The following is a 22854-nucleotide window of genomic DNA, read 5'->3' as shown; positions in this document are numbered from 1 at the left end:
AATGAATATAGTAAAAGAGGTACAGGAAAAACTGAAAGAAGAGATTAAAGCGGCAGTCATTAAAGCTGGTTTAGCAACGGAAGAGCAGATTCCAAATGTTGTATTGGAGCTGCCAAGAGATAAGACACATGGAGATTATTCCACGAATATGGCCATGCAATTAACGAAGATTGCAAGGAAAGCACCAAAGATGATAGCAGAGGCAATCATCGAAAACTTTGACAACTCAAAAGCATCCATCGAAAAAATTGAAATTGCAGGACCAGGTTTCATCAACTTCTACATGAATAATGCCTATTTGACAGAATTGGTTCCGGTCATTTTGAAAGTGGATGAAGCATATGGGGAAAGTGACTTTGGAAAAGGGGAAAAAATCCAAGTGGAGTTCGTTTCCGCGAATCCAACCGGTGATCTCCATCTTGGTCATGCACGTGGTGCAGCAGTAGGTGATACGCTATGTAATATCCTCTCTAAAGCAGGTTACGATGTTTCACGTGAATACTATATCAATGATGCAGGAAACCAAATCAATAATTTGGCCATTTCCATAGAAGCCCGCTATTTTCAGGCACTTGGCCTCGAAAAGGATATGCCTGAGGGCGGTTATCATGGCGAAGATATCATTGGCATCGGTAAGACGCTTGCAAGTGAATATGGGGATAAATATGTAAATGCCGATGAGAAGGAACGTTTTGAATTTTTCCGTGAGTATGGCTTGAAATACGAAATGGAAAAACTGAAAACGGACTTGGGTAATTTCCGTGTCGGTTTTGATGTATGGTACTCCGAAACATCCCTCTATCAAGACGGTAAAATTGATGAAGCACTTAAAGTGTTGAGGGAAAGGGGCCATGTTTACGAGGAAGATGGTGCTACATGGTTTCGCTCTACGGAATTAGGCGATGATAAAGACCGGGTGCTTATTAAACAGGATGGGTCTTACACATATCTGACACCGGATATTGCTTATCACCGTAATAAATTGGAACGCGGCTTTGAAACACTGATCAATATCTGGGGTGCAGATCACCACGGCTATATCCCGCGTATGAAAGCGGCTATCGAAGCATTAGGGTACAATAGAGAGCAGCTTGAAGTCGAAATCATCCAGCTTGTACACCTGTACAAGGATGGCGAGAAAATGAAGATGAGCAAGCGTACAGGTAAAGCAGTTACGATGCGTGACCTTATTGATGAAGTAGGTCTGGATGCAACACGGTATTTCTTTGCGATGAGAAGTGCGGATACTCATATGGACTTCGACTTGGATCTTGCGGTCTCACAATCCAATGAAAACCCGGTTTATTATGCACAGTATGCCCACGCCCGTATTTCCAGCATTTTGCGCCAAGGTGTGGAACAAGGGATCAGCTATGAAGGAGTAACTGATTTCTCTGCCCTATCTACTGAAAAAGAAGTGGAACTTTTGAAGAAATTAGGAGAATTCCCGCAGGCAATAGCGGAAGCAGCCGAAAAAAGGATGCCTCACCGCATGACGAATTATATATATGACCTGGCTTCTACATTCCACAGTTTCTATAATGCAGATAAGGTTCTGGATGTTGAAGAGATGGAAAGAAGTAAGGCACGTCTAGGACTGGTCAAATCCGTCCAAATTACTTTAAAGAATGCATTGGCCATCATCGGGGTTTCGGCACCGGAAAAAATGTAATGGAAAAAGCGGCTGTTTCTTGCGAAACAGCCGCTTTTTTTTAGGTTAATTAACACTCGACGGCACCGCCGCTCACCCTTTTTACACCACGAACCTTAGCTATATCTTCAATCAGCTGCAGCATCGCCCGGTCCTTCATCTTGGCCTCGATCATGAAATCAACGTCCTGTCCAAGATCCTTAAGCACTTTAAAGAGGGGCATGATGAACTCCAAATCGATATAATCTGCATGTGAGCGAAATTCACCTGCCGATTTTGGGGAGGAAATATGAATCTTTGGTACCGCCCCTGCCTGACTCCAAGTGGTGAACACCTCGGTGAGCAGCTCGTTAAGCGGCTCATCTGAAAGGTTTGCGAGATGATGGTGGTAATCGAATACAAGTGGGATACCCTCCCTCTTACATACACCCAGGGTTTCAGATGCTGTATAGGTTTTATCATCATTCTCCAAAGTCATTCTTTCCTTGACGTGCATAGGCAGCGATTTAAGGTTGTCATGAACCCTTACAAGGGCGGACTCTTTATCACCATAAGCTCCACCGACATGGATATTGATGAAAGAGGTGTCCGCTATGCCCATTGCATCAAGCATTTTATAATGGAACTCCATATCTTTTACGGCATTTTGTGTAATCTCGGGTTTTGGGCTGGTAAATAGCGTAAACTGATTCGGATGAAAGCTGAGCCTCATCTTGTGTGCAGTGGCCCAATCGCCAAGCTGTTTCCACTCTTTTTTAAAAGGAGTAACGAAATCCCATTCTATTTCGGGGTGTGTGGCTAAAGGAACAATGGAACTGGACATCCGGTATATTTCAATTTGGTGTGCCGTGTTATATTGAAGGACCCTTAAGGTATTTTCAATGTTCTGCCTGGTCACATCCAGGAGTTTTTCCTTTCCTTTTTCTGGGCCAAGTGTGCTATATCTCTTGAAAGTAAGTGTCTTAGCCGGAGAAGCTTCCCATAAACAGGTGGCATTGGATACGAATCCAAATCTAATTTTCATTATATTTTTTCTCCTTGAGCAACAGGTTGTCAAAGAAAAGGAGAAAGGATGGAAGCCAGCGATTCTTTTGCTGAACGGACTACATTCATGCTGGAAAGCTCGTCCCCGTTTAGCGGCTTGGATTCGGCCAGGTCCACTGCCAATTCCTTTTCTACATCTTTTATAAATGTCCGGTCAAATATGATGCAGTTTATTTCACTATTTAAAAAACAACTGCGTTTATCAAAATTAGCCGTACCGATATCACACATGATATCATCAATCAGAATCACTTTAGAATGGTAGAACCCTCTTTGAAATTGCATGATTTCAGCCCCGTCTTTTATTAGTACCCGGAAATAGGGAAAAGAAGCTTCCTTGACAAGGGCATGGTCTGAAATTTCAGGTACGATGATCGTAACGGAAACATTGCGTGCAAGAGCTTCCCTTAATTCTTGAAATAAAGTTTCACTGGGAATGAAGTATGGAGTCCCGATAATGATTTTCTTAGTGGCTTGACGAATCATGTGTGTCAATGACTGTTCAAGATCACTGCCATTCGTGACGAAAACCTGATGAGCCTGCGTCCCGGGAGTCAATGTCGGGAAATAGGCAGGTGCTCCTCTGTAATCCTCATTTGTATCATAGAACCAATCCGAAAGAAAGACTTCCTGAAGGTCCTTTACACCCTCACCGGTCATTTTTAAATGGTAATCTCTCCATGGGTTCAGCTTCTCCCCCTGGTTTATATACTCCTTACCGATATTAAAGCCGCCAAGATAGCCAATTTTTCCGTCTATCACCGTAATCTTACGGTGGTTTCTTTTTTGTATTGTATAGAAAAGGAAGGGGAGCTTTGGTTTAAAGCTGAAAGAAAAATGAACACCGCTTTCAGTCAGCTCCTGAATGGTTTGACGGGACATCTTTTTACTTCCTATCCAATCGACTAAAAGCCGCACTTCCACGCCCGCTTCCGCTTTTGACTGCAGTAACTTCAAAAAGTCCTTACTGAATTTATCATTTTTTACTATATAAAAAAGGATATGGATGGAATCCTGAGCTTGCCTGACTTCCTCAATATAATCTTCAAACAGGATTTTCCCTGATGTGAATACAGTCATTTCGCTTTTCCGAGGCGGATATTTAATGTTGGTTGCGTGCTTCAAATAACGCTTATGCCCTACCTTAAGATCAACCCAGCACCAAGAGAAGATCAATAAAAATATAGAGGCAATCGTAGTGATTATCTTCAAAAAAAATCCCCCCTAAATGATTATATTTAGTTTGGCTCTAATTCCCTGTCAGTAACCATTAAAAAGCGGAGAAAGGGTCCTCATTTTTTCAGAATGAAGAAGGGTAATACACAGAATTGTCGAATTATATAATCAAGTAACCGAAAAATTAAATTGATTTAGAAAGAAAAAAGTTGACTGAATGCTCATTCATTATATAATGGAGTTAATCAAATTTCAGAAAAATGCCAAATTTCCCATAATGGTTCCTGGCATTTTACAATTTACTAAAGAGGGGGAAAGACTGCATGGAAATGAATGGCCTACTGTGGATCAACTTAGTTGCATTCCTGCTTGTAACCGCTTACGCCGCCGGTTTATTTGTCTATTTGATAAAGACTCGTATAGCTTATATAAAACTTGGCAAAAAAGTGGAATTCGATAACCGTGTGAAAGATCGTCTTGTTAAAATTGGGGTTTATGTATTTGGACAGAAGAAGCTCTTTAAAGATAAAAAGAGCGGGATCATTCATGCCTTGTTATTTTATGGTTTCATCTTAGTGCAATTTGGCGCACTTGACTTTTTCGTTAAAGGCTTAAGACCGGGGTGGCATTTACCGTTTGGCCCTGTTTATCCGGCCTTTACTTTCTTCCAGGAAATTGTGACGCTTACCGTTCTTGTTGCAATCCTATGGGCGGCATACCGTCGTTATGTCGAAAAGCTCGTTCGCTTGAAAAGGGATTTCAAAGCAGGCCTGGTTGTCATCTTCATTACCGGAATCATGATTACCGTATTGCTGGGAAATGGAATGGGAATGATCTGGCATGGACACGATGCAACTTGGTCAGAGCCAGTCGCATCAAGCATCGCTTTCCTATTCGGCTGGATGGGGACAACAGCGGCAACCGTCGTTTTTTATGTAGCTTGGTGGCTGCATTTACTGATCATATTATCTTTCCTTGTTTATATCCCGCAATCTAAGCACGCTCACTTGATTGCCGGTCCGATAAATGTATTCCTGAATCGCCTGGACAATCCCGGGAAATTGAAACCGGTAGATTTGGAAGAAGAGATTCTCGACAAAGAAGGAAATCAATATTATGGTGCCAAATATATCGAAGACTTGACGCAATATCAAATGGTGGACCTCTATGCCTGTGTGGAGTGCGGGCGCTGTACGAATATGTGCCCTGCTACAGGTACCGGTAAAATGCTGTCACCGATGGATATCATAATCAAGATGCGTGACCATTTAACAAATACAGGCGCTGCCGTTACTACGAAGCAGCCATGGGTGCCATCTTTTGTTTTTGGGAATACGAAAGGAAATAAGATCGCTTTGGCTGGTGCCGCGCAGGGGGCGCAGGAATCAGCTGCAGCAACAGAAGCTTACAGTCCGAGCCTGATTGGCGAAGTCATTACGGAAGAAGAACTTTGGGCTTGTACCACATGCCGGAACTGTGAAGATCAATGCCCGGTAATGAATGAACATGTTGACAAAATCATCGATATGCGCCGTTATCTAGTGTTGACGGAAGGCAGACTTGATCCTGATGCGCAACGTGCCATGACGAATATTGAGCGTCAAGGGAACCCGTGGGGACTGAATCGTAAAGAGAGAGAAGATTGGCGAAGCCTTCGGGAAGATGTCAGCGTCCCAACCGTAAAGGAATTAAAAAAGGCAGACGAAGAATTCGAGTATTTATTTTGGGTGGGTTCAATGGGGTCGTATGATAACCGGAGCCAGAAGATTGCCCTTTCCTTTGCTAAATTGTTGAATGAAGCAGGCGTTAAATTTGCAATTCTCGGAAATAAGGAGAAAAACTCAGGGGATACTCCGCGTCGATTGGGTAATGAGTTTGTTTTCCAGGAGCTTGCAATGAAAAATATAGAAGAATTCCAGAAGAATGAAATCAGGAAAATCGTTACGATTGATCCGCATGCATACAATATCTTTAAGAATGAGTATCCGGATTTTGGCTTGGAAGCTGAAGTGTATCACCATACTGAATTGTTAGCCAAACTTGTCAGTGAAGGCAGGTTGGTCCCTCAGTATCCTGTTAATGAGACGATTACATTCCACGATTCCTGTTACTTGGGAAGGTACAATGAAGTTTACAGCCCGCCGCGTGAAATCTTGCAATCCATTGCTGGTGTGAAACTTATTGAAATGGAGCGTAACCGTGAAAAGGGTATGTGCTGTGGAGCAGGAGGCGGTTTGATGTGGATGGAAGAGGAAACAGGAAATCGCATTAATGTGGCCCGTACCGAACAAGCTCTGGCCGTCAGTCCAACAGTGATCAGTTCAGGATGTCCTTATTGCCTGACCATGCTATCCGATGGGACGAAAGCAAAAGAGGTTGAGGAAAATGTTAAAACGTATGATGTAGCAGAACTGCTCGAAAAAGCGGTCATTGGTGAAAACAAATCGATTGCCTCTTAATTTAAATTGAATTGCCTGCTTCTTTTATAAAAGATGAAACAAAAGGGAGCAGGCAATTTTTTTCAATATTTATAAACTAAATATTTTCATTTTTGAGAAAAATGTGTAATATATTATAATATTAAGCGCTTACAAAACTATTTTTTTAACTCCAAATTGAGCGAGCGTTCAATCAATGTTACTTATAGGGGGAAATAATGATGGCGAAAACAGTGATTATTAGCGGTGTGAGAACACCTTTTGGTAAATTTGGCGGTGGCCTTAGCAGTTTGACGGCATCACAACTTGGTGGAATAGCAATCAAAGAGGCACTTGTTCGGGCAGGGATTGAAGGCAGCCAAGTAGATGAGGTCATCATGGGGAATGTGCTTCAGGCTGGCCAAGGCCAAATACCGTCCCGCCAGGCAGCCCGCCATGCTGGATTGCCATGGGAAGTGAAAACGGAAACCATTAATAAAGTATGCGCATCAGGACTTCGCAGTGTGACATTGGCTGATCAGATCATTCGTTTAGGTGAAGAAGAAATCATTGTTGCAGGCGGAATGGAATCGATGAGCAATGCTCCTTATATCCTTCCGAAAGCAAGGTGGGGCCTAAGGATGGGTGATGGAGAGCTTAAGGATACGATGATTTCGGATGGACTTAGCTGCAGCTTTACGGGCGTGCATATGGGGACTTACGGAAACAGTACTGCCGAGGACCTTGAAATCACCCGTGAGGAACAGGATAGCTGGGCTTACGAAAGTCATCAAAAAGCGATAAAAGCAATCGATGGCGGTATCCTTGCAGAAGAAATCATTTCCGTACAGGTGCCTGTGCGGAAAGGCGAGCCAATTACCGTTGAACATGATGAAGCCCCAAGAAAAGATACCTCTGCCGGGAAGTTAGCTAAATTAGGTCCAGCTTTCAGTAATGAGGGGACCATTACGGCAGGTAATGCACCAGGTGTCAATGATGGGGCAGGTGCACTCGTATTGATGAGTGAGGAACGTGCGGAAAAGGAAGGGAAAACGCCTTTTGCCTATATTTTAGCTCATGCAGAAGTGGCAGTGGAAGCAAAGGACTTCCCTAAAACGCCAGGTTTGGTCATAAATGAACTCCTGAAGAAGACAGGTAAATCGATAGAGGAAATTGATTTGTTTGAAGTGAACGAAGCATTTGCTGCGGTTGCGCTGGCCAGTGGGAAAATTGCCAACATCGAGCCGGGAAAAGTGAATGTAAACGGAGGGGCTGTAGCATTAGGTCACCCGATCGGGGCGAGTGGTGCCCGCATAATCATTACGCTGATGCATGAACTGAAACGCCGCGGAGGGGGATTGGGCATCGCAGCGATCTGCAGTGGCGGCGGTCAGGGAGATGCCATTTTAATTGAAGTGCCTAAGCAAGGATAATAGTTTCATAGATAGATACATGAGGAGGGAATTTTCATGGGCATTCAAAAAGTGATGGTCATTGGTGCTGGACAGATGGGATCTGGCATTGCCCAGGTCTGTGCAATGAGCGGTTATGAAGTTCTTTTACATGATTTAAAAGATGAATATGTAGAAAAGGGGTTAGGGACAATTACCAAGAACCTTTCCCGGCAGGTTGAAAAAGGAAAAATGGAAGCTGAAGAAAAAGGTGCAATCCTTTCCCGGCTGACTTCATCGACGGATTTAAATAATGCGGCTGTGGTGGATTTAGTGATTGAAGCTGCAGTTGAAAACATGGAAATAAAAACAAAAATATTCGCCGATTTGGATGAAATCACGCCACAACACGTCATTCTTGCATCCAATACTTCTTCGCTTCCGATTACCGAGATAGCCGCTGCCACGAAAAGGCCGGAAAAGGTAATTGGCATGCACTTTATGAACCCCGTTCCAGTCATGAAGCTGGTTGAGATCATCCGTGGCCTGGCTACAGCGGATGAGGTTTATAAAGAAGTTGAAGAGATGGCTGAATCCTTGAACAAGGTACCGGTGGAAGTTAATGATTTTCCAGGTTTTGTAGCGAACCGGATTTTGATGCCGATGATCAATGAGGCCATCTATACCCTTTATGAAGGCGTCGCCACTAAAGAGGCGATTGACGACGTGATGAAGCTGGGAATGAACCATCCGATGGGCCCGCTTACGCTAGCTGACTTCATTGGACTGGACACATGCCTTTATATAATGGAAACGCTTCACCAAGGTCTCGGAGACGATAAATACCGACCGTGTCCGCTGTTAAGGAAATATGTAAAGGCTGGATGGCTAGGCAAGAAATCAGGACGGGGCTTTTACGAATATAACTAATCTTAGAAAGATGTGCAGCTAGGGAGGGATAAGGATGGATTTCAAGTTTACAGAAGAACAGGAAATGATGCGGAAAATGGTAAGCGCTTTTGCGGAGAATGAGATTACCCCTCATATCGAGGCAATGGAAACAGGCGTGTTTCCAAAAACGATTCTGCAAAAAATGGGTAAGCTTGGTTTGATGGGAATCCCGATTTCAGAAGAATACGGTGGCGCGGGTATGGACTTCATGTCTTATATCATCGCCATCAATGAGATTTCCAAAGTTAGTCCAACTCTCGGTGTCATACTGTCCGTTCATACTTCTGTTGGAACAAATCCAATCGTTTATTTTGGAACGGAAGAGCAGAAGCGGAAGTATGTGCCTAAGTTAGCCGCTGGTATATATTTAGGCGCCTTTTGCTTGACTGAGCAAAGCTCAGGTTCCGATGCTGCGAGTTTGAAATCGAAGGCAGTGGCAGTAAAGGAAGACGGAAGATATCGAATAAATGGGTCCAAGGTTTTTATCACCAATGGCGGGGAAGCGGATGTATTCATTGTTTTTGCTTCAACCGACCCTCAGAAGGGAAGCAAGGGAATCTCTGCTTTTATTGTAGAAAAAGGGACGCCAGGCTTAATCATCGGTAAAGATGAACGTAAAATGGGCCTTCATGGCTCGAGCACCGTACAGGTGACGTTCGAGGATATGAAAGTGCCTGCAGCCAATCTCCTTGGAAAAGAAGGAGAAGGCTTTAAGATCGCAATGGCCAACTTGGATGCTGGAAGGATAGGCATTGCTGCTCAAGCGCTGGGAATTGCAGAAGGCGCCATGGAACATGCTGTCAAATATGCAAAAGACAGAGTTCAATTCGGCAAACCTATTGCAGCACAACAGGGGATTGGTTTCAAGCTTGCTGAAATGGCAACGAGTATAGAAGCTTCAAGGTTACTTGTCTATCGAGCGGCGTATTTACGCTCACAGGGATTGAAGTGCGGTAAAGAGGCGGCAATGGCTAAGCTATTCGCTTCGAGGACGGCTGTTGATGTGGCGATAGAAGCAGTCCAGGTGTTCGGAGGCTATGGATACACGACGGAATATCCTGTCGAACGCTATTTCAGGGATGCAAAGGTAACTGAAATTTATGAGGGTACCAGCGAAATACAGAGGATGGTCATCAGTAAGAATCTCTAATTCACGAAATGCTTAGGAGGCATAGACATGCAATTTAAACTAACGGAAGAACATGAAATGATCAGGAAAATGGTGCGCGATTTTGCCCAGAATGAAGTGGCTCCGACAGCTGCCGAGAGGGATGAAGAAGAACGATTCGACCGTGAAATCTTCGATAAAATGGCCGAACTTGGATTGACTGGGATTCCTTGGCCTGAGGAATACGGCGGTATTGGAAGTGATTATTTAGCGTATTGCATAGCGATTGAGGAACTTTCCCGCGTTTGCGCTTCCACTGGGGTGACTTTATCAGCCCATACTTCCCTTGCAGGATGGCCAATATATAAGTTTGGATCTGAAGAGCAAAAACAAAAATACCTTCGTCCAATGGCACAGGGTGAAAAAATCGGTGCATATGGGCTGACCGAGCCTAGCTCAGGCTCTGATGCAGGCGGTATGAGAACGACTGCTAAGCTTGTAGGTGATGAATATATTATCAGCGGTTCAAAAATCTTCATTACGAACGGCGGGATTGCGGATACATATGTCGTCTTTGCATTGACGGATCCAGAATCCAAACAAAAAGGAACGAGTGCCTTTATCGTTGAAAAGGACTTCCCGGGTTTTAGTGTCGGCAAAAAAGAGAAGAAGCTTGGAATCCGTTCATCACCGACCACGGAAATCATTTTTGATGAATGCCGAGTGCCTAAAGAAAATCTCCTTGGAAAAGAAGGAGAGGGCTTTAAAATAGCGATGATGACGCTAGATGGCGGCCGTAATGGGATTGCAGCCCAGGCAGTGGGCATAGCCCAAGGTGCATTGGATGCCGCAGTTGATTATGCAAAAGAGCGCGTCCAATTCGGCAAGCCGATTTCTGCACAGCAAGGAATCGGTTTTAAATTGGCGGATATGGCAACGGGTGTTGAAGCTTCAAGGCTATTAACCTATCAGGCTGCCTGGTTGGAATCAGTGGGCCTTCCTTATGGAAAAGAGTCGGCCATGTCCAAACTTTTTGCTGGAGATACAGCCATGAAAGTGACGACAGAAGCAGTGCAGGTCTTTGGAGGTTATGGATATACAAAGGATTATCCTGTAGAACGGTATATGCGTGATGCGAAAATCACCCAAATCTATGAAGGTACACAGGAAATTCAAAAGCTGGTCATCTCACGGATGATTACTAAATAGGATTGAAATTGAGGTTTTCCGATGAGGCATTGCCTTTACCGGAATTCCCTTTTCAATTTCTTTAGAATGTCTTTGGCAATTAAATGATGGGCTTTTTAAAAGGAGTTTGAAAATGGAAAAAAGAGAGGTTCTTGCATCTGTAAAGGATGAACGCCTGGTTGAAAAAAGGCGTACACAAATGATTAAAGGGGCGGTGACCCTTTTTAAGGAAAAGGGATTTCATCGTACGACTACCAGGGAAATTGCCAAAGCGGCCGGCTTTAGTATCGGCACGTTATACGAGTATATCCGAACAAAGGAAGATATATTATATCTCGTTTGCGACTTTATCTACGATGAAGTACAGGAAAAGCTTCAGAAAGAAATAGATCAGAGCGATGGGACACTTGAAAGCTTGAAGCTTACGATCGCCTATTTTTATAAAGTGATGGATGATATGCAGGACGAAGTGCTGGTCATGTATCAAGAGGTGAAGGCACTGACGAAAGATGCTTTACCTTATGTATTGAATAAAGAACTTCGGATGGTCGGCATGTTTGAAAAGGTGATTACGAAATGTGTTGAGAATGGGGAGCTATCGTTGACGGCAAAACAAATAAGCCTTGTTTCTCATAATATTTTCGTTCAGGGACAAATGTGGAGTTTTAGAAGATGGGCTTTACACAAAGAGTATACGCTTCAAGAATATGTTGAACTGCAGACGCAATTATTGATTCAAAATATATCGCTTCAGAAAAATACTGAGTTAAATTCGTTTCAATAAGGAGGAGCTCAATGGGTACAGTTGAGGTGTATAAACCGAAGAACCATATTAGATTCGTTACTGCTTCGAGTTTATTTGATGGACATGATGCATCTATCAATATTATGAGGAGAATCCTTCAGTCCAGCGGTGCAGAAGTCATTCATCTAGGTCATAATCGTTCGGTGGAAGAGATCGTGAATGCGGCCATCCAGGAAGATGTTCAAGGCATAGCCATGTCATCTTACCAAGGCGGACATGTGGAATATTTTAAATATATGTATGACCTGCTGAAGGAAAAGGGAGCCGGGCACATTCGTATTTTTGCCGGCGGCGGCGGGGTCATCATCCCAAGGGAAATTAAAGAACTCCATGATTATGGGATAGCCCGGATCTTTTCTCCTGATGAAGGGCGGGAATATGGGCTTCAAGGAATGATAAACGTATTGATGGAGGAGTGTGATTTCTCGACAGTCAAACCATCTTTACAGGAACGTTTTGATGAATTGGTTGCTGGGGGAACAAATGCCATTGCCCAATTCATTACCTTTGCCGAAAACAGACTCGATGCTTCACAGGAATCAGCGGCAGCGGTTGAGAGTCTTTTTGAGCAGATCAAGACTTCCGAAAAGAAGGTTCCTGTTCTAGGGATTACGGGAACTGGCGGTGCTGGAAAAAGTTCATTGACTGATGAATTGATACGAAGGTTCATTAACGAAATACCAGACGAGAGAGTTGCCATTTTATCTGTAGACCCGACCAAACAGAAAACGGGCGGTGCCCTGCTTGGTGACAGGATTAGAATGAACTCGATTTTTTCAGAGCGTGTTTATATGCGGAGCCTGGCCACGCGTCATTCAAAAAGTGAGTTGTCTTTGGCGATAAAAGATGCCATTTCAGTCGTGAAGGCAGCTGGCTTCGATTTAATCATCGTTGAAACGAGCGGAATTGGTCAGGGAGATGCAGAAATTGCTGAGATATGCGATGTATCCATGTATGTAATGACGAGTGAATTCGGAGCACCTTCGCAACTTGAAAAAATCGATATGATTGATTATGCAGACTTGATAGTCATTAACAAATACGAGCGCAAAGGCTCAGAGGATGCAAAAAACCAAGTTCAAAAGCAATACCAAAGAAGCCGTACACTTTTCGATCAAGATCCATCTGAAATGCCGGTATACGGTACCATCGCTTCTCAATTCAATGATCCAGGCACCAATGCATTATTCGCTGCACTGATTGAAAAGCTTAATGAAAAATCAGGGACGGTTTGGAGTACCGCCTTTTCGAAGGAAGCGGATGTTTACAAGCAAAATGTCATCATCCCTACTGACCGTCGGTATTATTTACGTGAAATCAGTGATACGGTCAGATCTTATCATAAGCGTGCGGCTGAACAAGTACGTATTGCCCGCAGGCTTTTCCAGCTTGAAGGAGCAATTGAAGCAATTAAGGAAAATGATAACAACGAAGATATGGTGGCTTCTTTAGAAAAACTGAAAAAGGAAACCGCTTCGAATTTATCACCTGAATCTAAAAAAATACTTTCTGGATGGATGGAATTAAAAGAAAAGTATGCAGGAGAGCAGTTTGTAACGAAAGTCAGGGATAAAGAAATCGTCACAAAGCTGAAAACTAAAAGTTTATCAGGTTTAATGATTCCGAGAGTGTCACTGCCTAAATATGTGGATTATGGAGAGATCTTAGGATGGGTATTCCGAGAGAACGTTCCGGGCTTCTTTCCTTACACAGCGGGAGTCTTTCCATTCAAGCGTGAAGGAGAGGACCCGAAGCGGCAATTTGCCGGTGAAGGATCACCCGACCGAACCAACAGGCGTTTTCATTATTTGTCAAAGGATGATAATGCAAAACGGCTAAGTACGGCTTTCGATTCGGTAACTTTATATGGCGAGGATCCCGATCACCGGCCTGATATCTATGGAAAGGTAGGGGAAAGCGGAGTCAGCATCTGTACGTTGGATGACATGAAAAAGCTGTATGCAGGCTTTGACCTTTGCCACCCCTCAACCTCTGTATCGATGACCATCAATGGACCGGCACCAATCATTTTGGCCATGTACATGAATACGGCAGTCGATCAGCAGATTCAACGGAAAGAAGAAGAGTTAGGCCGTCCCCTTACGGACGCAGAAGCTGAAGAAGTGCAGGCTTATACCCTTCAAACGGTACGCGGAACTGTTCAAGCGGATATTCTGAAAGAGGACCAAGGCCAGAATACTTGCATCTTCTCTACGGAATTTGCTTTAAGGCTAATGGGGGACATTCAAGCATATTTCATTGATCGAAAAGTCAGGAACTACTACTCTGTATCCATTTCCGGCTATCACATTGCAGAAGCGGGTGCCAATCCCATTTCACAGCTTGCTTTTACATTAGCGAATGGCTTTACTTACATCGAATATTATTTAAGTCGCGGAATGAATATTGATGACTTTGCCCCGAATTTGTCGTTCTTCTTCTCAAATGGGCTCGACCCGGAATATACGGTTATCGGGAGAGTGGCAAGAAGGATTTGGGCTACGGTCATGCGGGATAAATATGGTGCGAACGACCGCAGCCAGAAGCTCAAATACCATATACAGACTTCAGGGCGCTCACTTCATGCGCAAGAAATTGATTTCAATGATATCAGAACGACACTTCAGGCTTTAATGGCGCTGCAGGACAACTGTAATTCCTTGCATACTAATGCGTACGATGAAGCCATCACGACGCCTACTGAAGAGTCCGTGCGCCGGGCAATGGCCATACAAATGATCATTACAAAGGAGCATGGGCTCTCAAAAAATGAAAACCCGATGCAAGGAGCCTTCATCGTAGAGGAATTGACGGATCTCGTTGAAGAGGCCGTACTGCAAGAGTTCGATCGCATCAATGATCGGGGCGGTGTGCTGGGTGCAATGGAGACGCAGTATCAGCGCGGGAAAATCCAGGATGAATCGATGCATTACGAAATGAAAAAGCATACGGGAGAATTGCCGATCATCGGTGTCAACACGTATTTGAATCCAAATCCTCCTTCCGAAGAAGCGGTGAACAGCATGGAAATTGCCCGTGCAACAAAGGAAGAAAAGGAAGGGCAAATCATAAATCTCCGGGCATTCCAAGAAAGAAATAAGGAGTTCACGGATGAGGCGCTAACTAAACTGAAATTGGCAGCCATGAATGGGGAAAATATCTTTGCTGAACTCATGAACTGCGTCAGAGTGGCCAGTCTTGGTCAGATAACGAGGGCGCTATATGATGTAGGCGGTCAATATCGAAGGAATATGTAAACTGAGAAGGGGCTCCGAACGTTTAGGGGCCTCTTTTTTAAATAATTTCCGCATTTTTTAACAAAATGAAGATTTTACCTTATAATTATTTGGAAAAGGGGCAAAAATGAAGAATCAGCCCTATTGGAGTTGAGAAAATGAACCTGAAAATGATTGGATCGATCATAGGGTACATTCTTGCCATCATTATTTTATTTGAGCTGTATGAGCATCAATTGGGTGCCATCTCTTTTTTTATCCTGACTATTGTCTTTTTTACGGCAGCCTATCGACAGAAATCGAAAAAGGAAAGTGAATGATTTTTAGCTTTTGGTTTCCTGAATGATAGACAATAAGGTAAATCTGTGAAAGTATCAGATAGAACTAGCATAAACCCATTTAGATTGTTTATAATGGAGTATATGTCTAGCAGGAATTGTCGTTATTTTATCGAACTACTGTTTTAGATTATTTTTTTATGTGAAAAAACACGGAATTCAGTGTTTGAATAGAGAAGGGAAGTGCGGAATTTGAGTTTAAAACAATACTCAAAAGAGCAGTTATTGGAAATGTCCTTAATAGAGATGGCATATGATTTGTTAGTGGAAAGAAATGAACCGATTCCATTTAAAGACTTAATAAGTGAATTAGCTTCGCTGCACCATTTATCTAAAGCGGAAGTGGAAAAGAAAATTGCACAATTCTATACGGATTTAAATGTGGATGGCCGCTTCACTTCACTTGGGGACAACCGCTGGGGATTGAAAACATGGTACCCGGTTGACCAAATCGAGGAAGAAGTCGTACATGTTGTAAAACCTAAAAAGAAAAAGAAAGCCAAAAAGGCTGCTGCCGTTATCGACGATTTCGATGAACTTGAAGACGAAGATCTTGACTTTGAAGAAGATATCGATGATCTGGACGAGGATGAAGATGATGACGATGATGATATTCTAGGTTCTCCAGTCATCGACGAAGTGCTTTTGGATGATGACGTGGATGATGACGATGATCTGGAAGAAGAAATAATCGAAGATGATGCATTTGTCCTGGAAGATGATGAGGACGAAGACGAAGATGAAGATGACTTGGATGACTTGGATGAAGAGGCTGAGAAATAAATAATCGCCCTTGACTTTTTGAGGCGAAATTTGTAGAATCATTTTTGGGCTCCTTAAAAAAGGACACAATGATTAAATTATATCGCTCCCTTACTTTTATTGTAAGCGGAGCGTTTTTGTTTTTAATGATGGAATGAATAAATGACATCATTTTTTTATTTTTAAAAATGATTTCTCGTAGAATTGTAAAAACTATAGAGAACATATTTTTGTTTACTGTCATTTAAGGAAATTTATTCTTGTTCATGTATCCTGCATGACTCTCACTAAAGACCTTTAAGTGATTAATGGTTTGTACTGGTTTACGATTTTTTAGCTTTTAACCGCTCATGTGGCGGAAGATTTGATTCAGTTCCGATTAAGAACAGAATTGGAAGAAAACATTCTATAGGAGGATATAAAATGACAAAATATATTTTTGTGACAGGTGGAGTAGTTTCTTCCTTGGGAAAAGGGATAACGGCCGCTTCTTTAGGTAGATTATTAAAAAATAGGGGATTGAATGTTACGATCCAGAAGTTTGACCCTTATATTAACTTGGATCCAGGTACGATGAGTCCATACCAACACGGTGAAGTGTTTGTAACGGATGATGGTGCTGAAACGGATTTGGATTTGGGGCACTATGAGCGTTTCATTGATATCAACCTTGGCAAACACAGCAATGTGACTACGGGCAGAATTTATTCAACGGTCCTGAGAAAAGAACGCCGTGGCGATTATCTAGGTGGAACAGTTCAAGTCATTCCGCATATCACGAATGAAATTAAAGAACGGGTTTTCCGTTCAGGCAATGAAACGAATGCCGATATAGTCATCACTGAAATCGGCGGTACTGTAGGGGATATCGAGTCTCTTCCATTCCTTGAGGCGATTCGCCAAATCAAGAGTGATATCGGAATCAATAATGTTATGTATATCCACTGTACACTGGTTCCTTACATCAAAGCTGCTGGTGAAATGAAAACAAAACCGACACAGCATAGTGTAAAAGAATTACGCAGTCTAGGCATTCAGCCGAATATCATCGTTGCACGTACAGAAAGTCCAATTTCACAAGATATGAAGGATAAAATTGCTTTATTCTGCGATATCGATAAAAATTCCGTTATAGAATGTCTTGATGCGGATACTCTTTACTCCATCCCACTTGCGCTTCAAGCACAAAATATGGACCAAATCGTTTGTGATCACTTGCAATTGGACTGCGGCGAAGCGGATATGGAAGATTGGAAGGAACTAGTCAAAAAGGTTACTTCTTTATCAAAGAAAACAAAAATCGCTTTAGTCGGAAAATATGTTGAATTGCAAGATGCTTATCTTTCTGTAGTGGAAGCACTTAAGCATGCAGGTTACGCATTTGATGCAGATGTTGAAATCGACTGGGTGAATTCCGAAGATGTAACAAAAGAAAATGTTGCTGAACTTCTGCAAGATGCAGATGGAATCCTTGTTCCAGGCGGTTTTGGAGATCGTGGAATCGAAGGGAAAATTGCTGCTACCGAATTTGCCCGCACTACGAAAAAACCATTCTTCGGAATTTGCTTAGGCATGCAGTTGGCGTCAATTGAGTATGCTCGCAACGTCCTGGGATTGCCAGAAGCTCATTCAGCTGAAATTAATGAAGATACTCCAGATCCAATCATCGATCTTCTTCCTGAACAGAAGGATGTAGAAGATTTGGGCGGTACACTGCGTCTTGGTCTGTATCCATGTAAGCTTATCGAAGGAACTAAAGCATACGAAGCGTATAATGACGAGGTTGTTTATGAGCGTCACCGTCACCGTTATGAATTCAATAACCACTACCGTCAAGCAATGGAAGAGGCAGGATTCATCTTCTCTGGTACTAGTCCGGATGGCCGTCTAGTTGAAATCGTTGAATTGAAGGATCATCCTTGGTTTGTGGCTTCTCAATTCCATCCGGAATTCACGTCACGTCCTAACCGTCCGCAGCCGCTATTCCGTGATTTTGTCGGCATGTCTTTAAAGCGCAGCGAAAAACTTTAATAAACAAAAAAACAGCCCAATGTGGCTGTTTTTTTTTAGATGAATAATCATTCTTCTTCATACTCTTTTATGATTTCTTCAAGAGTGAATTTAATCCCATAATAAGCGAAAAGAGCGGCAATGAGGGTAGGATACCCATATCGATTTCCGGTTTCATCAGGAATCAAGCCCCGTTGGATACGTAAATCAATATGAACGTCTGCCAACTCCAAAAGAGAATCCCCTTCAGAAGGGACGGATGTAGAAACCGCAACAAATGGGATATCCTTTTCCTTGAGTTGTTTTGCCAGCAACAATGCTTCTGCATCATCCGAATGGCGGCTGAATATGAGAAACCGATCTTCCCTGGAAATAGTTTCTCCTGATTCATATCTTTTTACCTTCGGAAAGGGTTCTGCCCCATCCAAAGCCTCGGCAGTGACACCCTGCATTTCACCAAAACCGTGAATGTACACCGCACCGTCCCCAACCGCAGCCTGAGCCAGCAAGCGTCCGGCATCCTCCATTTCAAAGGCTTCATTTTCAATCATTTTCTTAAATATACCGCTTATCTGTGTCGAAAAAATTTTTAACATGGTCAGGGACTCCTTTAAAAAATAATATACCCATTATAAAGGACTTTCCTTTGCAATGACAGGTTTCTGGGATTTTGATCCGGAAGGTCCGAATTTACTAAATCGGTCGAAAAAACAAAAAAATTAAAATTCCTCTTAGCCATACAGCAGGAATTTTGTTACAATTATCGAATATGAACAATAAATGCGTTGGACCTAAAAGTCATATGACGCAATCTATGTAACTACCCTTTTTCGGGTAATATGGCCTTATAGGCCAGTATATTTAATGGATGAATCGGGAAGGGGAGAGGTGATAAAATGCCAGGGAAAATATTGATTGTTGATGATCAGTTCGGGATTCGTATTTTATTGAACGAGGTTTTACATAAAGAAGGGTATGAAACATTTCAAGCCGCTAATGGAATTCAAGCCTTGGATGTGCTAAATAATCATTCACCTGATCTTGTATTGCTGGATATGAAGATTCCGGGAATGGATGGCATTGAGATCTTGAAAAGAATGAAAGTCGTCGATCCGGACATCCGGGTCATAATCATGACGGCATATGGTGAACTTGATATGATTCAAGAAGCAAAGGATTTAGGTGCTATGACACACTTTGCAAAGCCGTTTGATATTGATGATATTAGAAAAGCGGTTCGTGAATACTTACCGATTCAATCAAGTTAAATGTCTTGAAAATTTAATATTACTGATGGAGTAATTGCTGCGGCTATCTTTTTTTAGATGGGCCGTGTTTTTTTGGAATAAAATTTGAGGCTCGGTATAGTGTATTTGTTGCTGTTTTTTTGATGTATTGATATGCTAAAAGAGGAGAGATATTCTGATTTATAAGCGTATGCTACTTTCGTTTTAGGGAATATCTAGAAAGAATTAACTTTAAAATAATAACATCCACTAGTAGGAGGAAATCAAATGCCTTTAGTTTCTATGAAAGATATGCTGAATAAAGCCCTTGATGAAAAATATGCAGTAGGTCAATTCAATATCAACAACCTTGAATGGACTCAAGCTATTCTAGCTGCTGCAGAACAAGAAAAATCTCCAGTCATCCTTGGTGTTTCCGAAGGTGCTGCCCGCCATATGGGTGGTTTTAAAACGACTGTGATGATGGTTCAAGGATTGTTGGAAGACATGAAAATCACTGTTCCTGTGGCCATTCACCTTGACCATGGTTCAAGTTATGATAAATGTAAGGAAGCTATCGAAGCCGGATTCACTTCAGTAATGATCGATGCTTCACATCATCCGATCGAAGAAAATATCGAAACAACCAAGAAGGTTGTCGAATTCGCTCACGCACGGAATGTTTCTGTTGAAGCGGAAGTGGGCACGGTTGGCGGACAAGAAGATGATGTAATTGCTGATGGAGTCGTATATGCAGACCCTCAAGAATGCGAACAGTTGGTTAAAGAAACAAATGTCGACTGCTTTGCTCCAGCTTTGGGATCCGTTCACGGACCATACAAAGGTGAACCTAACCTTGGGTATAAAGAAATGGAAGAAGTGCGTGATTTAACGAAAAAACCTCTTGTTCTTCATGGTGGTACAGGCATCCCTACGAAAGATATCCAAAAAGCGATTTCGCTTGGAACATCAAAAATCAATGTGAATACGGAAAACCAAATTGTATTCACAAAAGCGGTTCGTGAAATTCTGAATAACGATACTGAAGTGTACGATCCTCGTAAATACATCGTTCCTGGCCGTGAAGCGATTAAAGAAACTGTCATCGGCAAAATTCGTGAATTCGGTTCAAACGGCAAAGCATAATAAGGGTTCCATCCCTTTAAATGTAAGATGATAAAGGCAATATTCCCATTGGGGGGCTCCCCCCTAATGGTTTCTTTTAGATGCAGGGCTGAATCCGGGCTCTATTTTTAGAACAATTAGAATTCAGATGCATATAGGAAAATAAAAATCGATTACATACGGAGGCTATTTTATGAAATTCTTTATAGATACAGCAAACATGGAAGAAATCAAACAAGCGCATGAACTTGGCGTTTTAGCAGGTGTTACGACTAACCCATCCCTTGTTGCTAGGGAAAAGGGAGTTTCTTTCCATGATCGGCTAAAAGAAATCACAAGCCTTGTTAAGGAATCCGTTTCTGCTGAAGTCATTGCGCTTGATTTTGAAGGAATGATGGCTGAAGCCAAGGAACTAGTTGCGATTGCACCGAATATCACGATTAAAGTGCCAATGACTCCGGACGGCCTGAAGGCTGTTTCAGCACTTACAAAACAAGGTGTCAAAACAAACGTCACCCTTATTTTCAGTGCAAACCAAGCATTATTGGCAGCTAGGGCAGGAGCAACTTATGTATCGCCATTTTTAGGTCGCTTGGATGACATCGGCCAAAATGGTTTGGATCTAATTTCGGATATTGCTGACATTTTTGCGATCCATGATATCAATGCCGAAATCATCGCAGCTTCCATCCGCCATCCGATGCATATTACTGAAGCGGCTCTTAAAGGGGCGCATATTGCAACGATCCCTTATAAAGTTTTAATACAATTATTCCACCACCCATTAACGGATAAAGGAATTGAAGCTTTTTTGAACGATTGGAATTCACGTACTGAAGCATAATGCCTTGCCGCTAAGTCGCTATAGATTGCACCGTTTAAATAAAATTAACATAAATTAGAAATTTTTCTCTTTTTTTTACATGAATTTTCTACTTTTGTGTAAACTAAAGAACTAGATAGTAAATGTTGTCGGATTATGCAATTTTCTTGTGGTAAAATATTACTTTTTGGAAGTAGCTTCTAAGTGCTTAGCGTGGAAGGGAGTTTATTATGGAAAAACTTAAAATTGCCGGTGGCTATCCTCTAAAGGGAAGCATTCGTGTCAGTGGAGCAAAAAATAGTGCGGTCGCCCTTATTCCTGCAACAATTTTAGCGGACTCTCCCGTAACGATTGAAGGCCTGCCTGATATCTCGGATGTACAGATGCTGAAAGCGTTAATGGAGGAGATTGGCGGCGAGGTATCCTTTGATGAAGGAGAAATGACAGTCAACCCCAGCAGGATGATTTCAATGCCTCTTCCCAATGGAAGGGTCAAGAAGTTACGTGCCTCTTATTATTTAATGGGGGCAATGCTTGGTAAATTCAAAAAGGCAGTGATCGGCTTGCCTGGTGGCTGCCATTTAGGACCTCGCCCGATAGATCAGCATATTAAGGGGTTTGAAGCACTGGGCGCACAGGTGACGAATGAACAAGGAGCCATTTACCTTAGGGCGGACGAGCTAAGGGGAGCACGCATATATTTGGATGTCGTTAGTGTAGGGGCAACGATCAATATCATGCTTGCCGCCGTTTTGGCCAAAGGCCGCACTGTGATAGAAAATGCTGCGAAAGAACCTGAAATCATCGATGTTGCCACATTGTTGACCAATATGGGAGCGAAAATAAAGGGTGCAGGGACGGATATCATTCGTATTGATGGTGTGGAAAGTTTGCACGGGTGCAAGCATACGATCATACCGGATCGGATTGAAGCCGGCACTTTCATGATTCTAGCGGCTGCTGTCGGAGAAGGAATTCTGATTGATAATGTCATTCCCCAGCATTTGGAGTCATTGACTTCCAAGTTGAGGGAAATGGGGATTAATATTGAAGCGGGTGATGACCAGATATTTGTCTCACCGGGAGAACAATATAAATCCGTTGATATCAAGACATTGGTTTACCCTGGATTCCCAACGGATCTTCAGCAACCTTTCACTTCCCTCTTAACAAAAGCAACCGGTTCTAGCATGGTCACCGATACGATATACGGGGCCCGCTTTAAGCATATTGATGAACTGCGACGCATGAATGCGAAGATAAAGGTCGAGGGCAGAGCGGGCATCGTCGATGGTCCTGTCCAACTTCATGGGGCAAAAGTGAAGGCAAGCGATTTACGTGCCGGAGCGGCTCTTGTAATAGCCGGTTTAATGGCTGAAGGGATTACAGAAGTGACCGGGCTTGAACATATAGATCGCGGATATAGCCATCTTGTTGAAAAACTTTCAGGTTTGGGAGCAACGATTTGGCGTGAAGAAATGACGCAAGAAGAAGTGGAGCAGCTTAAAAGCTGATCCCTTTTCTTGTTACCTCATTGTGTTACTATATATGATATAATGTGTTATACTAATATATAAATAAATCATGCTAGTGTACATGAGGG

The 22854-nt window shown here is 42.6% G+C and carries 18 protein-coding genes; 15 read left to right on the top strand and 3 right to left on the bottom strand.

The genetic code is table 11. The features are described from left to right. The first annotated feature begins 1 nt into the window (after window position 1). On the top strand, window positions 2-1672 hold the full coding sequence (argS, locus tag ACYP5M_RS15015; RefSeq protein WP_101223863.1) for an arginine--tRNA ligase: 1671 nt from the start codon (window positions 2-4) through the stop codon (window positions 1670-1672). A gap of 49 nt (window positions 1673-1721) precedes the next feature. Here the strand turns inward: argS and uvsE are convergent, their stop codons facing one another. Both uvsE and cls read right to left on the bottom strand, forming a co-directional pair. Then, window positions 1722-2675 (bottom strand): UV DNA damage repair endonuclease UvsE, encoded by a 954-nt coding sequence (uvsE, locus tag ACYP5M_RS15010; protein WP_101223862.1) that lies wholly within the window; start codon window positions 2673-2675, stop codon window positions 1722-1724. Between the two features lie 29 nt (window positions 2676-2704). After that, entirely contained in the window at window positions 2705-3907 is a 1203-nt protein-coding gene (gene cls / locus ACYP5M_RS15005) for a cardiolipin synthase (protein ID WP_459735198.1), read from the bottom strand. 293 nt (window positions 3908-4200) lie between these two features. Here cls and ACYP5M_RS15000 point away from each other — a divergent pair, with 293 nt between their 5' ends. From ACYP5M_RS15000 to ACYP5M_RS14955, 10 genes are all read left to right on the top strand, one after another. Then, window positions 4201-6330 (top strand): (Fe-S)-binding protein, encoded by a 2130-nt coding sequence (locus ACYP5M_RS15000; RefSeq protein ID WP_101224012.1) that lies wholly within the window; start codon window positions 4201-4203, stop codon window positions 6328-6330. 200 nt (window positions 6331-6530) lie between these two features. Then, a complete protein-coding gene (locus tag ACYP5M_RS14995) occupies window positions 6531-7721 on the top strand; it encodes an acetyl-CoA C-acetyltransferase (protein WP_402943295.1) in 1191 nt (396 codons plus the stop codon). A 36-nt stretch (window positions 7722-7757) separates the two neighbouring features. Further along, window positions 7758-8609, top strand: a complete 852-nt coding sequence (locus ACYP5M_RS14990; protein WP_434168156.1) for a 3-hydroxybutyryl-CoA dehydrogenase — start codon at window positions 7758-7760, stop codon at window positions 8607-8609. Window positions 8610-8643: 34 nt separating this feature from the next. Beyond that, window positions 8644-9780, top strand: a complete 1137-nt coding sequence (locus ACYP5M_RS14985) for an acyl-CoA dehydrogenase (RefSeq protein ID WP_434168155.1) — start codon at window positions 8644-8646, stop codon at window positions 9778-9780. Between the two features lie 27 nt (window positions 9781-9807). Then, window positions 9808-10947: an acyl-CoA dehydrogenase gene (locus ACYP5M_RS14980; RefSeq protein WP_101223858.1), complete on the top strand. Its 1140-nt coding sequence runs from the start codon at window positions 9808-9810 to the stop codon at window positions 10945-10947. 112 nt (window positions 10948-11059) lie between these two features. Beyond that, window positions 11060-11710 (top strand): TetR/AcrR family transcriptional regulator, encoded by a 651-nt coding sequence (locus ACYP5M_RS14975; protein ID WP_101223857.1) that lies wholly within the window; start codon window positions 11060-11062, stop codon window positions 11708-11710. Window positions 11711-11721: 11 nt separating this feature from the next. Next, window positions 11722-14988: a fused isobutyryl-CoA mutase/GTPase IcmF gene (gene icmF, locus ACYP5M_RS14970; protein WP_434168154.1), complete on the top strand. Its 3267-nt coding sequence runs from the start codon at window positions 11722-11724 to the stop codon at window positions 14986-14988. A 137-nt stretch (window positions 14989-15125) separates the two neighbouring features. Further along, window positions 15126-15287, top strand: a complete 162-nt coding sequence (locus ACYP5M_RS14965) for a hypothetical protein (protein ID WP_157831069.1) — start codon at window positions 15126-15128, stop codon at window positions 15285-15287. A 210-nt stretch (window positions 15288-15497) separates the two neighbouring features. Continuing rightward, a complete protein-coding gene (gene rpoE / locus ACYP5M_RS14960) occupies window positions 15498-16088 on the top strand; it encodes a DNA-directed RNA polymerase subunit delta (protein WP_402943309.1) in 591 nt (196 codons plus the stop codon). A gap of 402 nt (window positions 16089-16490) precedes the next feature. Beyond that, window positions 16491-18098 carry a CTP synthase gene (locus ACYP5M_RS14955; RefSeq protein WP_101223854.1) on the top strand — a complete coding sequence of 536 codons (1608 nt, stop codon included), beginning with the start codon at window positions 16491-16493 and terminating at the stop codon, window positions 18096-18098. A gap of 47 nt (window positions 18099-18145) precedes the next feature. Here the strand turns inward: ACYP5M_RS14955 and ACYP5M_RS14950 are convergent, their stop codons facing one another. After that, complete coding sequence (locus ACYP5M_RS14950; RefSeq protein WP_434168153.1) at window positions 18146-18673, bottom strand: DUF2529 domain-containing protein; 528 nt, start codon at window positions 18671-18673, stop codon at window positions 18146-18148. A gap of 300 nt (window positions 18674-18973) precedes the next feature. Here ACYP5M_RS14950 and ACYP5M_RS14945 point away from each other — a divergent pair, with 300 nt between their 5' ends. From ACYP5M_RS14945 to ACYP5M_RS14930, 4 genes are all read left to right on the top strand, one after another. Then, entirely contained in the window at window positions 18974-19345 is a 372-nt protein-coding gene (locus tag ACYP5M_RS14945; protein ID WP_101223852.1) for a response regulator, read from the top strand. Between the two features lie 246 nt (window positions 19346-19591). Beyond that, window positions 19592-20449 carry a class II fructose-bisphosphate aldolase gene (locus ACYP5M_RS14940; RefSeq protein ID WP_101223851.1) on the top strand — a complete coding sequence of 286 codons (858 nt, stop codon included), beginning with the start codon at window positions 19592-19594 and terminating at the stop codon, window positions 20447-20449. Window positions 20450-20621: 172 nt separating this feature from the next. Then, entirely contained in the window at window positions 20622-21272 is a 651-nt protein-coding gene (gene fsa / locus ACYP5M_RS14935) for a fructose-6-phosphate aldolase (RefSeq protein WP_063234171.1), read from the top strand. 209 nt (window positions 21273-21481) lie between these two features. After that, window positions 21482-22765 carry a UDP-N-acetylglucosamine 1-carboxyvinyltransferase gene (locus ACYP5M_RS14930; RefSeq protein WP_101223850.1) on the top strand — a complete coding sequence of 428 codons (1284 nt, stop codon included), beginning with the start codon at window positions 21482-21484 and terminating at the stop codon, window positions 22763-22765. Window positions 22766-22854: the final 89 nt, after the last annotated feature.

This window comes from Peribacillus sp. N1 (genome assembly GCF_054600815.1).
The sequence above is the reverse complement of the archived record's forward strand: the minus strand, read 5'-3'. Positions and strand labels throughout refer to the sequence as shown.